The sequence below is a fragment of the Algoriphagus boritolerans DSM 17298 = JCM 18970 genome, assembly GCF_900108085.1.
In the GTDB taxonomy this organism is placed as follows: Bacteria; Bacteroidota; Bacteroidia; order Cytophagales; family Cyclobacteriaceae; genus Algoriphagus; species Algoriphagus boritolerans.
The window spans coordinates 177,341-190,889 of the sequence record NZ_FNVR01000005.1 but is presented as its reverse complement, the minus strand read 5'-3'; the positions used below and the strand labels follow the sequence as shown (position 1 = coordinate 190,889).

Below are 13,549 nucleotides of genomic sequence, written 5' to 3'. Positions count from 1 at the left end.
AAGGTACCCTGAACTATGAATTGTCAATGTTGGGATCAAATTTGTAGAATCTAAAATTGGATTTTGATGGCTCTTTGGCTGAAATTGCCAATTTTTTTATATATTAGTTTTGATCACCTACTTGATTATAATAAAAGAATTCAGCCCAACTTTTCTGCTGAAATTCGAAATAAGGATCAAATTCTTTTTGCTTGATGATTCTTCCTTTTTCGTTATAAAAATACTGGAATGCATCCTGGCGATTCTCACTTATTATTCCCCGGATTCCTGATTCTTTTGCCTCAAGTAAGCTCTTAGTATTATACCGATACACCAAGTAATCAATTTTGAAATCTTCCTGTCCTGCGCCGGATTTCCATTCCCGGCTGATTCTTCCCAAAGAATCGTATTCGTAAACCATCAATTCTACACCGTTTAAAAAAGGATATTCAATTTGGGTCAGCAAGTTTTGTGAATTGTAACGGTATTGAGCCAGAAGGCTTCTTTCTTTAACTGCACTTGTTTGAAAAATTTTATCAATGCGATTTCCAGAAAGATATTCGTACTCTTTCGTAGACCACCAAACTGGTTTACCATTTTCGTAATTAAAAAAATGAGAAGTTTCCAGATTAGTTCCTGAAAAATAATTGAGTCCTATTCCAACAGTATCCTGATTCTTATCCCTTAAAATTTCCAGCGTAATATTTCCTAATGCAGGATAGCGAATTTCCCTAGAGATATCCACTTGTTCAGAATTTCCCCCATAAACTATTACTCTACTCAATTTTCCCTCTGGTTGATTCATGGGCAAGACAAACACTTGATTGAGTTCCTCTTCTAAGGTAATCGGAAGAGAGTTTTCGCTTTCGACTACCTCACAGCCGACAAGGCCAAAGATTGCAAAAAATAAAATCACTTTAGTTTTCATGTTTTCTGTAAGTTTTTTTTAAATTAAAGTGCAAAATTTAAACGCTTAGTTTATGAAAAAGTATTTCATTTTCCTCATTTTATTTATTTCAATTTTCAGCTAGGGAAAGCAAACGGACAAGCTAAAGTGGAAAAAGTTGATTCATCCAAAATCCCGGCAAAAATTTCTTCTTTCAAATCTCCATTCGTCCCTGAATTCTTGGGTAAACAAGAATTTTTAACAGGGTTATTTTTGGGTCTTCAAGACCAAAAATCTTTCGATGAGCCAATTAATATTGGTAAAAGCTTGGTATTTAAAATGGACTTCGAATCTATTCCAATAACAAAACGGGATGGGAAAATTTTAAGAGAAATTGAAATATTATCTCCCCACTCAAATACCTTGAGTGTAAATTTTAGTCTTATAGAGCTTTCTAAGAGTGCAGAGCTTTTCATAATAAATGATGAGGAATCCTATATTTTGGGACCAATCATTTCTGAAGACGTAACTAGAGTTAGGAATTTTGATCCAGGATTTATTCCTGGAGATAAGATTAGAATTTTATTGATAGAAAATGAAAATGAGGGTTCTATTAGCAAAGTTGAAATTTCAAACATCGGTCACATTATTTATGACTTTTTTGGTGTAAACAAATTCGAAGCATCAAAAATTGCAGGAATTAATTGTACAGGTTTTGGATGTTCTGCCTCATGTCTCCAGAATATTACCTGTTTTACCAATATGGACGTAGAGTCTAAGGCTGTTGCTTTACTTTCTTACACTGATAATTCAGACCCAAATTTTCCAGGAATAATCAGCTTAAGAGGCACGGGGTATTTAGTAAAAAATGGGGCACAAAATAAAAGACCATTGTTCTTGGCAATGATTCATGGAATTGCTGGTTACATGGTTCCAGATTTAAAATTTATTTTTCATTACAAGAGTCCACAATGTAATCCAACTACAAACGGTTCACAGATGTATTTTGTGCAGGGTGCTACCCAACTTGGGCTGGATGCATCAAATGATTTAAGGTTTCTAGAATTATCTACCAATCCAGGAACCAGCAGGGTTTTCTCCGAAAATCCAGTGGCATATTTAGGATGGAGTATTATTGACGAACCTATTACTTCCATTACAGGTATTCATCATCCAAAAGGAGATGTGATGAAGTACTTAGCAGGGGGAACAGCTACTCCAATTATTGAACCTGGAGAGGTTTACGGTGTTTGGAGTTATTCGACGACTAATGGTTTTCCAGAAACCATTAGTTCCGGTAGCCCAACTTTAAACCAGTCCAAACGGGTAATAGGATCTTTAAGAAGCGGTTCAGGGGTGCCAAACTGCTCAAATTTCGAAGATTTTGATACCTATTCTGTTACGCTTAGTCGCTCTTGGTCACTTTTGTGTCAATATTTAGATCCAAATAATGAAGGAATTGTTGCAATTAACACCTTGACCAGCTCTCCCGGAAGTAAAATTTTCCCTTCTGCTAATGGTCCTGATCTGGTTTGTAGTAGTTTCACTTTTACTTTGCAAAATGCACCTATAGATTTATCAATAAGCTGGTCCATTATTCAAGGTGCTTCACTTTTATCTTCTCCTTCATCAGGAACTGGCAAAAGTGCGATTGTTTCTATTTCAAACACCTCCGTCTCAGGAGAAGTCAAAATACGATTTACTGTTTCCGGATTATGTAATTCTAAAACTTATGACAAAACGTTTTGGGTAGGAAAACCCAGCGCAGCGGGATCAATTTCTGGGGGTACTTACGTTTATACTAATCATATACTCACATATCCGGTTTCAGCAGTCCCCGGAGCCACAAGCTATAATTGGCAGTTACCAAGTGATTGGACAGGAGGAGGTTCTGGATTAGGTAATTCAATCACCGTTACAGTTGGCACTTCAAGTGGAAATGTAACCGTAGTGCCTGTAAATTCATGTGCTCAAGGACAATCCTCTTCCTTGTATGTGACAGTAAATAATTGTTCAAATTGTAGAGCAATAAATATTACTCCTAACCCTGCAAGTGAGTCAATTTCAATTATTCCAAAAAATAATGATTTAGACGTTGATGAAAACTTTGAAATTTTGGGGTATAGTATATATGATATGAATGGAAGATTACTTAAATCGTCAGATCAAAAAATTATTGGCTCTCCTAAAAGAATCGAAGTAAGGGATCTTCCAAAAGGAATATATGTTTTACATTTAATTTTGAGGGAAGGAGTAATTGCAGAAAAGATTTTGGTTGAAAGATGACAAATAATTCCTAGGTGATTGTTTGAAGAATTTTTAAGTTATTTAGACATTTATACAATTGAAATATTAAAGAGGCTGTCGCATATGTTGGGGCAGTCTCTAATTTTTCAGCCTGAGATCGTAGTTTAAATAGTCATTTTGAGTTAAAAATCTCCTTTCAGCAAGATTTTTAAATCGATTTCGTAATTTCTGAGGATTCTAAGCTAAGAAAATCCAATATTGGTAGTGCCTTGTCAATAAACCCAAACCCATGCAAAAGATATTCGCCGTAGTTTTAGTTCTGGTTTTCGTGGGAGCTATTACTTTTTCCTGCAATAGTCCACTGGATGTCAAAATCATCAAGCTGGGACATGCGCAGGTTGTCAACCACCCGGTTCACGAAGCCATGCTTTTCATGGCCGAACAGGTCAAGAAAAAATCCAACGGCAAGATCATCATGAAAGTCTATCCCAATCAACAGCTGGGTTCCGAGCGGGAATTGGTGGAGTTGCTCCAGATTGGCAGTTTGGGAATGACCAAAGTTTCAGCAGCCGCACTCGAAGGTTTTGCTCCAACTATGCAGGTTTTTGGGATGCCTTATCTATTTCGGGATGATGCTCATCAGCGAAAGGTTTTGGAGGGAGAAATCGGTAAACAGCTTTTGCTGGATGGTGAAGAATTTTGGCTTCGTGGTTTGACTTATTATGATGCAGGAAAGCGGAGCTTTTATACCAAAGACAAACCTATAGAAACTCCTGCCGATCTAGCAGGACTAAAGGTGAGAGTGATGGAAAGTCCCACCGCTGCCAACATGGTCAAGAGCTTGGGCAGTTCGCCGACGCCGGTTTCCTACGGAGAACTTTACACAGCACTGCAACAGGGAATCGTGGATGCGGCTGAAAACAATCCCCCGAGTTTGTACACGTCAAAGCATTACGAGGTCTGTAAGTTTTACAGCCTGGATGAGCATACGGCTATTCCCGATGTGGTGATCATCAGTACCAAAGTCTGGGAGCGACTTACGCCTGAGGAGCAAGCTTGGGTGCAGGAAGCCGCAGATGAATCTTCCACCTATGAATATAAGCTTTGGGCCGAGTCTACCGCAGAATCCATGAGAGAGCTCGAAGCAGCTGGTGTCACGATCACTTATCCTGACAAGGAACCTTTTCGCAAAGCGGTGGAAGGTGTCTACGAACAGCTCAAAGTACAGCAACCTGAGATTTATGAAATTGTGAGTGCCATCAGAAAAGTGAATTAACCCCAAAACCGACCGAAAAACATGTTTTCATACGTTGCTAAATCAAAGCTGGACAAGGTAATCGCTACCTTCCTGATTGTATTAATGGCACTGATGGTGCTGAATGTGACTTGGCAAGTCACTTCGCGGTACATTTTTAAGGATCCGAGTTCGTTCACGGATGAGCTTTCCCGATACATGTTGATTTGGGTGGGAATGCTCGGCGCTGCCTTTGTCGCCGGGAAAAATGAACACTTAGCGATAGATATCATCCTGATGAGTCTCCGGGAAAAGCTCCAAAAGAAAGTTCTGATTCTAGTCAGCGTTTTAGTTATGGCATTTGCACTGACGGTAATGGTCCTTGGAGGCTCCAATTTGGTTTACATCACCTTTATTTTGGATCAGAAATCTGCCGCACTTCAGATTCCATTGGCCTACGTTTACGGCATTATTCCTTTCAGCGGAATTTTGGTATGCTACTATCAGGTTTTCACCATTTTTCATTTGAATCAATCTTTAAAATCAGCTGAATGATGGAAGTAATTAGCATTCTAATACTCGTATTATCTTTTATTTTCTTTCTGGGAATCGGTGTGCCGGTGGCTTGGAGTCTGGGGCTTTCCAGTATGTTGACTTTGATGGTGACTGTAGCTACCATGCCTGCGATTACCACTGTCGCTCAGCGAATGGGGACGGGGTTGGATAGTTTTTCTTTGCTTGCAATTCCTTTTTTCATCCTTGCAGGGGAGCTGATGAACCGTGGTGGGATCGCCAATCGTTTGATTGAATTTGCAAAAGCACTTACGGGCAGACTTCCGGGTGGATTGCTTCATGTGAATATTGTGGCAGCGATGCTGATGGGAGCCATTGCGGGCTCAGCTGTAGCGGCGGCTTCTTCGATGGGTGGAATTTTGGGCAAAAGAATGGAAAAAGAAGGCTATCCCAAAGAACTGGGAGCAGCCGTAAATATCACCTCTTCCACGACGGGATTGATCATTCCTCCTTCCAATGTACTGATCGTTTATTCTTTAGCTTCAGGCGGAGTTTCAGTGGCAGCCTTGTTTGTTGCGGGTTATTTACCGGGATTTTTGGTGGGATTGCTGTTGATGATCACAGCTGCGATTATGGTTAAAATTAAAAAGCTTCCATCAGGCGAGGCTTCATCAATAAAATTGGTTTTGACGACGTTTTGGAGAGCCGTTCCCAGTCTATTTCTCCTGATCGTGGTGATCGGCGGGATCATTGGGGGTGTGTTTACCGCGACGGAAGCATCCGCTATTGCAGTGGTATACAGCTTGGTTCTTACCTTGATTTATCGAGAAATCGGCTTTAAGGATCTTCCCTCTGTCTTATTAAAATCTGCCGAAACCACTGCGGTAGTAATGCTTTTGATTGCCACGTCCATGGCCATGTCCTGGGTGATGTCAAGCGAGGAAATCCCACAGCGGATCAGTAATGCCATGCTCTCACTGAGTGATAATATCATCGTGATCCTGATCCTGATCAATATTTTACTACTCTTTGTCGGCGTATTCATGGATATGACTCCTGCGGTGTTGATTTTTACGCCGATATTTTTACCCGTAGTTACTAACCTCGGTGTGGATCCGGTTCATTTTGGAATTATGATGGTGCTCAATCTGTGTATCGGTTTGTGTACTCCGCCGGTTGGGTCGATCCTGTTTATCGGAGTGGGAATTGCTCAGACGACGATTCAAAAAGTGATCAAACCCCTGCTCCCGTTTTTCTTGGCGATGATCATTGCTTTGATCCTGATTATGCTGTTTCCTGAGATTACGCTTTGGTTGCCCAGGAAATTTGGATTGTAAAAAAGACGTTAGACACAAGAAGCAAGATTCATGATTTTCCCCGTTCAGGACTTTCAAGTTCCTTGAGGGGCTTTGCTAGGCAATCGATTATTTTCCCGCAGATTCTCGCAGAAAAGGGCACAGATTTTCACAGATGTTTAATAATCCGTATTTAAAACAATCTTAGAAACCATACTGTTCGATACTCAACTATTCTTAATCAATTCCAAAAATTTCAAAAGCTTCTATTGACGTTATCACTTTCAAAGTTGGTGGACCTCCGCCGTGGTATTCTGAATTAGGATAAGTTAATAGCCAATAACGATTATCATTTGGATCTTGATAAAGTGTCTCCCAACCAGTTTCATCTACTGCCACTTTTATAAGATAGTCTGATTTCAACTTCTCAATTCTTTTACAAATTTCGTCTCTTTCGATTTTGTCATCAATTTTTTTTCACTGACCAACAAGGATGTTTTCTTCATTATTCAATAGGATTCCATATTCCATTTGTAAGTCTAATTTACTTCTAATTTGAAAATTTGGGATTTTTTTACCTAACGTGACTACAAACTGGATATCATCCAAGACTTCGACTCCGCTCAGTCTGACAAATTGAGTTCTGCCTACTACGACTGAAAACTGAAAACTGCATCTGCCAACTGAGACTGCAAACTATGCAAGGCTTTGACTCCGCTCAGCCTGAAAAGGAGCTGACCACTGAATTTTACAACTGAATTCCGGATCTGCCTACTGCGACTGAATACTGATCACTTTCGTTCCACTTCCCTCAGATTCTCCAGTTTTTTATTCCTCAGGAATCCGTTGATGTCTTCGAAGTGTTCTTTTACCCGCTTATTGCCGAATTCAAATACTTTGGTCACCAAGCCATCCAAGAAGTCCCGGTCGTGAGAGACAATTATCAAGGTCCCATCAAATGCCTTCAAGGCGTCTTTGATGATGTCTTTGGTTTTCATGTCCAAGTGGTTGGTCGGTTCATCGAGAATCAGCAAGTTGACCGGTTCAAGCAATAACTTGATCATCGCCAGGCGGGTTTTTTCCCCACCGGATAGGACTTTTACTTTCTTGTTGATTTCGTCTCCTTTAAACATGAAGGCACCCAAGAGGTCCTTGACTTTAGTTCGGATTTCCCCGACAGCAATCTGATCGATGGTTTCAAAAATGGTCAAACTTTCATCCAAAAGGGAAGCTTGATTCTGTGCGAAATAGCCGATCATGGCATTGTGCCCAAGTTCACATTTTCCCTGAAACTCAATTTCACCCATAATCGCTTTCATCATGGTGGACTTTCCTTCTCCGTTTTTTCCCACGAAAGCCACTTTCTGGCTTCGCTCGATGGTCATGGATGCGTTTTTGAAAACGACATGATCGCCATAGCTTTTGCTCATGTCATCCACGATGACCGGATAATTTCCCGATCTTGGAGAAGGGGGGAAGCGGAGTTTCAAAGCTGAGCCATCTACTTCGTCCACTTCGATGAGTTCCATTTTCTCCAGCATTTTCACACGGGACTGTACCTGAAGGGTTTTGGAATAAGTACCTTTGAATCGGTCGATAAATTCCTGAATGTCCGCAATCGTCCGCTGCTGTTCCTCGTAATGCTTCTGCTGCTGCTCGCGGCGCTCTTTGCGCAGCTCCAAGTAATGGCTGTATTTTGCTTTGTAATCGTAGATCCGACCCATGGTCACCTCGATGGTGCGGGTAGTAATATTGTCGACAAAGGCCCGGTCGTGAGAGATGACGACCACAGCTTTTGCTTTGGTCATCAGGAATTCTTCCAGCCACTGAATCGACTCAATATCCAAATGGTTGGTAGGTTCATCCAATAGAATTAAGTCAGGCTTCTGCAAAAGGATCTTAGCCAACTCAATCCGCATTCTCCAGCCTCCGGAAAACTCCGAAGTGGATCGGGTAAAATCCCCTCGTTCGAAACCTAATCCGAGTAGCACTTTTTCTACTTCAGCCTCATAGTTCACTTCTTCGATCGCATAAAACTTCTCGCTGAGCTCGGATACACGCTCGATCAGTTTGTAGTAATTGTCCGACTCGTAATCCGTTCTGACGGTGAGTTCTTCGTTGATTTTTTCGATTTCGGCCTTCATGTCCAGATAGCTTGCAAAAGCCTTGGCTGTCTCCTCCATCACGCTGCAATCATCTGCTGTCAGGAGATGCTGGGGAAGGTAGGCCACTACATAACCTTTTGGGGCTGAAACAGCCCCGGAAGTAGGTTTGCTTTGACCTGCGATGATCTTGAGAAGGGTGGATTTTCCTGCCCCGTTTTTGCCCATCAAGGCGATTTTGTCAGTATCATTGATGGCGAAGGAGATATTGCTAAAAAGCGGTGTGCCGCCGTGCATGACGGTCACATTGTCAACTGAAATCATGAATCTGGAAATTGAAGTCGCGAAGGTAAGGATTAGAAGTTGTAAGGTTGCAAGGTTTTGAAAGTTGAAAAGTGGTCGACAGTCGACTGTTCGATGCAATTTCCGAAATTCGGTTGACTGTTGACCGTTGACTGTTGACTGCAAAAAAGCTACCTTAGCCCCATGATTGTAATTGTCACCGGTGTATCGGGTACGGGTAAAACCACACTCGGTTCTCTCTTGGCCGAAAGGCTTCGACTTCCTTTTTTCGATGCGGACCATTTTCACCCGGCTGAAAATATCGCCAAAATGAGTACCGGTCATCCATTGAATGATGAAGATCGGGTTCCTTGGCTTCAAGCTTTGTCAGATCAATTAATCCACTCGGAGTCAGAGGGTGGTGCTGTCTTGGCTTGCTCTGCTTTGAAAAATTCCTATCGGGAAAAACTCAGTGTATCCGAAAATCTGCGTTGGATCCATTTGCTCGGAGAGCGGGATTTGATTTGGGAGCGGATGCTGGCCCGTAAAAACCACTACATGAAGGCTGGAATGCTGGATTCTCAGTTTGCAACCTGGGAAAAACCACTTTCCGGTTTTGAACTTGATATCTCCGGGACTCCTGAAGAATTGCTCGCGGAGTCTCTCAATTACTTAAAATCTCAACCTATGAAAATGAAAATGGGCCTGATCGGAATGGGCGTGATGGGCAAAAGCCTCGCGCTGAACCTTGCTGAAAAGGGCGTTCCGGTATCACTTTATAATCGATTTGTGGCCGGAAAAGAGGAAGGAATAGCACAAAAGGTAGTCGATGAAAATCCTGAATTTTCCAATATGCTGCCATTCGAGGATTTACAAAAGTTTGTCGATTCCCTCGAAAAGCCACGTCGGATTTTGATGATGATACCCGCAGGCGCGGCAATTGACGCGCAGTTGGATACGTTGATTCCAATGCTTGAAAAAGACGATTTGGTCATTGATGGAGGTAACTCCTTTTACCTCGACTCGGATCGACGCGTCAACCGATTGAAGGAAGTTGGAATGCACTTCTTACCAATGGGCGTTTCCGGAGGGGAAGAAGGCGCAAGAAAAGGCCCATCTATCATGCCAGGAGGAAATGCAAAAGGGTATGCGATGGTGGAGGATTTTTTGGGAAGAATATCGGCTAAGGACAAGGATGGCAAACCCTGCGTGACCTATGTTGGACCGGGAGGCTCAGGTCACTTCATCAAAATGGTCCACAACTCCATAGAGTACGGTGAAATGCAAGTGCTCGCCGAGCTGGTTCACTTGCTACGATTTGGATTTGGCTGTACGCCTGAGCAGGTCTCAGCGATTTTTTCTGAATGGGGCCAAGGGGAACTGAAGTCCTACCTAGGTGAAATCACGGCAAATTTGCTTCTTTTCAAAGAAAATGGGGAATTGCTTGTAGACAAAATCATGGATCAGGCTGGGCAGAAAGGTACCGGTGCTTGGTCATTGACTACGGCTTTGGAATACGGTGTACCCTACAGTCCGCTATCCGAAGCGGTAAATGCCCGCGCTGTTTCGGGCGAAAAAGCTTTGCGGGTGGAGTTTTCCAAGACGTTCCAGCATGAGTTTGTGAAAATAAATGATTCACTCGATGAATGGCTTCCTAGGATCAAATCGGCCTATTCGCTCGCAAGGATCATCAATCATGAAGTGGGTTTCCGTTTGATGAAAACTGTCTCTGATACCAAAAATTGGAATCTTAATTTCAAGGAAATTGCCAGAATCTGGACCAATGGATGTATCATTCGTTCCGGTCTAATGGAAACGATTGCTTCCAGGTATGAGACTTCGTTATTTGAAATTCCATCGATCAAACAGCAGGTCATTTCTGTAAGAAGGGATCTTGCTGAGTTGGTTGGACTTGGATTGAGCCATGGATTTGCACTTCCGGTGATGAGTGCGGGGATCAATTATTTATTGGGTAGAATCACAGCCGAGTCAAGTGCCTCGCTCATTCAGGCCCAGCGAGATTATTTCGGAGCGCATACTTATCAGCTCAAAGACGATCCCAGTGGGAAGTTTTACCATACGGACTGGATTCAGTTGTAAGGATTAGATAAAAGAAAAGGCTGGATTGATTCAGCCTTTTTTTCGTACAAGATTTCCCACAGATTACCACAGAAAAGGTCACAGATCAACACAGATTTTCTCCTTACTTTTTACCAATTACTGCTTACCAGACTCCACCAATAACTCCCAGACTCTGCGGTGAAATTAAAATTTTCCACCATCGGATAGGTTTGCAAAAGGGAAAGGGCGAAATTATGTTCTCAACCCTAACCTTACCGATATGAAGCCCGCTGAAATTCTGTTTTGGCTCTTTTTTCTGAGCTTTTTTACGTCCTCAACACTTTTTTCTCAGGAACTGCTAATCAATCATGTAAATGTCATTACCATGCAGGATGACAAAGTGCTTGAAGATCATTCTATCTATGTAAAAGACGGGATCATCATGGAGATTGTGCCGGAGGAAGCGATAAGTGTGGCAGGAATTCGGACTTTGGATGGAAGAGGAATGTATATTTTCCCGGGTTTGGCAGAATTTCATGCCCATCTGCCTAATCCGGAGCAATTTGGACCGGAGTTTCAGGAGGAAGTGCTTTGGATGTATTTGGCAAATGGAGTTTTGAGAATTCGTAGCATGCTTGGGCATGAATCGCATTTGACACTAAAGGAACGAGTGGAAAAGGGTGAAATTCCCGGTCCGAGAATGTTTATCTCAGGGCCATCGCTTAATGGTAATTCTGTAACAAGTCCTGATGCCGGACGACAAATGGTCAGAGATCAAAAGAACGCCGGCTATGATCACCTCAAACTTCACCCGTGGCTGGATACTCCGAAGTTTTTGGCAATAGCCGATGAAGCAAAGAAAGTTGGAATTTATTATGGTGGTCACGTATCTCAAGATGTTGGTTTGGTGACTTCTTTGACCAATGGCTACCGCTCAGTGGAGCATATCGATGGCTATTTGGAAGCCATGGTAACTGATAAATCCAAATTGGATCCAACCAAATCCGGACCTTTCAATATGTTGGCTGTCGGAGAGGTAGCTATGAGTTTGCTGCCGGGTTTGATTGAAATGACCTTGGAAAATAAAGCCTATATCGCACCTACAATGACCCTTTTTGAGCGATACTTTGGCTTTCAGCCTGCCTATGAGTTACGCCAGCAGCCCGAAATGTTTTATCTGCCAGGTCAGCTCGTGACGCAATGGTTTACTACCAAATCTCAGTTGGAAGGCAGCGGCGTTTTGGCTGAAGAGAAGGTGAAACCCTATCTGGAGTTTCGTCAAAAGCTTTTTTTGGAACTTCATAAGTCCGGAGTGCCCATGATTATGAGTTCGGATTCTCCTCAGGTTTTCAATGTTCCCGGTTTTTCGATCCACCGAGAGATCGAATCCATGTCGCAGGCAGGGATGTCCAATTATGAAATATTAAAAACCGGATCGGTAAATTGCGCCGAATATTTCGAGCAAGGTGGGGAGTGGGGAGTTTTAAAGCCCGGTGCTGCGGCAGAGTTTGTGATGGTTCAGAAAAATCCCCTGGAAAATCTTGAAACACTAAAAAGGCCTCAGGCCATCATGATCGGAGGTAAATTTATGCAACGGGATGAGTTTATGCTTGAGCTTAATTTGATTAGGCAGAAGTATATTAGACAATAGAAAGTACGAAGTACGAAATTAGAAATACGAGATTTTGAGTAGAGTTAAGGTCTATTTACAACTTTCGAACCTTGCCACTTTCCAACTTTAATTTTCCAATCTTTCAATCTTCAAATTTTGCAATTTTATAACCCATGAAACACCAAAAAATCCTAACAGCCGCAGTGCTACTATCCATAGTAATCGCCTGTGAACAAAAACCAAAACAAGAACCTATTAAAGAAGAAACAAACCTTATGATCAAAGCAGAACAAGTGGCCGAGCACAACGGCCAAGCGGTGTTCCATTACGTCCTTGACAACGGAACCATGCAAGTGGAACTCTCGAATTTCGGAGGGCTTGTTTTTAAAATCAATGCACCGGACAAAAACGGAAACCTGGAAAACATTACCCTGACGCTGGATAGTGTGCCAGAGTTTATTACCAAGCCTAACCCATTCTTTGGTGCTACTGCAGGCCGTGTGGCCAACCGAATTGCAAAAGGTCAATTTGAATTGGAGGGGACATCCTACCAACTTGCCACTAATAATGGAAATAACCACCTGCATGGTGGAAATGAAGGTTTCGATAAGAAAGTTTGGACCCCCGAATCTTACTCCAATGATTCAGTCGTCGGCGTAAAAATGACCTACCTTAGTGTCGATGGAGAAGAAGGCTACCCGGGAAATCTGGAATCTACCGTTTGGATGGAATTGACGACAGGTAATGCTCTCCGAATCCGGTTTGAGGCGACCACCGACAAAACAACTATTTTAAACCTGACCAACCATACCTATTTCAATTTGGGAGGAGCAAAGCGGGATGTGCAAGACCACGAGTTTCAGTTTTGGGCAGATGCCTACACCCCGGTGGATGATGAACTGATTCCTACCGGTGAGGTCAAAGACGTGGAGGGAACTCCTTTCGATTTTCGTACTCCAAAAATTCTCGGCGATCAAATTGCTGCCAATGCAGGTGGATTTGATCACAACTTCGTGATGAAGCGTGAAAAATCAGCCGATATGAAGCACTTCGTTCGTGTACGCCATGCCGAAAGCGGGCGTGTGATGGATATGTACTCGGACAACATGGGCGTGCAGTTTTACACCGGTAACTTCATTTCCAACTTTGCGGGAGCCGATGGCAAAACCTACGACAAACATTGGGGCTTCTGCCTGGAATCCCAAAACTGGCCAGACGCCATCAATCACGAAAACTTCCCCAGTCCTATCCTGAAACCTGGCGAAAAGTACGAGCATAACATTGAGTATCGCTTTTCGGTGGAGAAGTAATAAAGAAACAAGCCTCCAAGGGTTTAAA

The 13,549-nt window shown here is 42.5% G+C and carries 10 protein-coding genes; 7 read left to right on the top strand and 3 right to left on the bottom strand.

The window, feature by feature from the left end; translation table 11 throughout:
- Positions 1–103: 103 nt before the first annotated feature.
- On the bottom strand, positions 104–907 hold the full coding sequence (locus C4S61_RS07250) for a hypothetical protein (RefSeq protein ID WP_103924114.1): 804 nt from the start codon (positions 905–907) through the stop codon (positions 104–106).
- 126 nt (positions 908–1,033) lie between these two features.
- On the opposite strand from C4S61_RS07250, the gene C4S61_RS07245 reads away from it, so the two are divergent.
- The 4 genes from C4S61_RS07245 to C4S61_RS07230 all read left to right on the top strand — a co-directional run bounded on the left by C4S61_RS07245 (position 1,034) and on the right by C4S61_RS07230 (position 6,196).
- Entirely contained in the window at positions 1,034–3,151 is a 2,118-nt protein-coding gene (locus C4S61_RS07245; protein ID WP_103924113.1) for a T9SS type A sorting domain-containing protein, read from the top strand.
- Between the two features lie 250 nt (positions 3,152–3,401).
- Positions 3,402–4,388: a TRAP transporter substrate-binding protein gene (locus C4S61_RS07240; RefSeq protein ID WP_103924112.1), complete on the top strand. Its 987-nt coding sequence runs from the start codon at positions 3,402–3,404 to the stop codon at positions 4,386–4,388.
- A gap of 21 nt (positions 4,389–4,409) precedes the next feature.
- Complete coding sequence (locus tag C4S61_RS07235) at positions 4,410–4,901, top strand: TRAP transporter small permease (RefSeq protein ID WP_103924111.1); 492 nt, start codon at positions 4,410–4,412, stop codon at positions 4,899–4,901.
- On the top strand, positions 4,901–6,196 hold the full coding sequence (locus tag C4S61_RS07230; protein ID WP_103924182.1) for a TRAP transporter large permease: 1,296 nt from the start codon (positions 4,901–4,903) through the stop codon (positions 6,194–6,196). Before C4S61_RS07235 ends, C4S61_RS07230 begins: the two co-directional genes overlap by 1 nt.
- Positions 6,197–6,391: 195 nt before the next feature.
- Here the strand turns inward: C4S61_RS07230 and C4S61_RS07225 are convergent, their stop codons facing one another.
- A complete protein-coding gene (locus C4S61_RS07225) occupies positions 6,392–6,613 on the bottom strand; it encodes an Imm27 family immunity protein (protein ID WP_262495014.1) in 222 nt (73 codons plus the stop codon).
- Between the two features lie 332 nt (positions 6,614–6,945).
- The gene (locus C4S61_RS07220; RefSeq protein ID WP_103924109.1) at positions 6,946–8,580 is read right to left on the bottom strand and encodes an ABC-F family ATP-binding cassette domain-containing protein; all 1,635 of its coding nucleotides are present in this window, start codon (positions 8,578–8,580) and stop codon (positions 6,946–6,948) included.
- Positions 8,581–8,742: 162 nt separating this feature from the next.
- On the opposite strand from C4S61_RS07220, the gene gndA reads away from it, so the two are divergent.
- The 3 genes from gndA (at position 8,743) to C4S61_RS07205 (ending at position 13,521) form a co-directional block, all read left to right on the top strand.
- A complete protein-coding gene (gene gndA, locus C4S61_RS07215; RefSeq protein ID WP_103924108.1) occupies positions 8,743–10,638 on the top strand; it encodes an NADP-dependent phosphogluconate dehydrogenase in 1,896 nt (631 codons plus the stop codon).
- Positions 10,639–10,879: 241 nt separating this feature from the next.
- The gene (locus C4S61_RS07210; protein WP_103924107.1) at positions 10,880–12,250 is read left to right on the top strand and encodes an amidohydrolase family protein; all 1,371 of its coding nucleotides are present in this window, start codon (positions 10,880–10,882) and stop codon (positions 12,248–12,250) included.
- Positions 12,251–12,384: 134 nt separating this feature from the next.
- The gene (locus C4S61_RS07205) at positions 12,385–13,521 is read left to right on the top strand and encodes an aldose epimerase family protein (RefSeq protein WP_235009851.1); all 1,137 of its coding nucleotides are present in this window, start codon (positions 12,385–12,387) and stop codon (positions 13,519–13,521) included.
- Positions 13,522–13,549: the final 28 nt, after the last annotated feature.

Coding starts and splice junctions, on each gene's coding strand:
- C4S61_RS07250 (WP_103924114.1), bottom strand. CDS start 907: ATGAAAACTAAAGTGATTTTATTTTTTGCAATCTTTGGCCTTGTCGGC.
- C4S61_RS07240 (WP_103924112.1), top strand. CDS start 3,402: ATGCAAAAGATATTCGCCGTAGTTTTAGTTCTGGTTTTCGTGGGAGCT.
- C4S61_RS07235 (WP_103924111.1), top strand. CDS start 4,410: ATGTTTTCATACGTTGCTAAATCAAAGCTGGACAAGGTAATCGCTACC.
- C4S61_RS07230 (WP_103924182.1), top strand. CDS start 4,901: ATGGAAGTAATTAGCATTCTAATACTCGTATTATCTTTTATTTTCTTT.
- C4S61_RS07220 (WP_103924109.1), bottom strand. CDS start 8,580: ATGATTTCAGTTGACAATGTGACCGTCATGCACGGCGGCACACCGCTT.
- gndA (WP_103924108.1), top strand. CDS start 8,743: ATGATTGTAATTGTCACCGGTGTATCGGGTACGGGTAAAACCACACTC.
- C4S61_RS07210 (WP_103924107.1), top strand. CDS start 10,880: ATGAAGCCCGCTGAAATTCTGTTTTGGCTCTTTTTTCTGAGCTTTTTT.
- C4S61_RS07205 (WP_235009851.1), top strand. CDS start 12,385: ATGAAACACCAAAAAATCCTAACAGCCGCAGTGCTACTATCCATAGTA.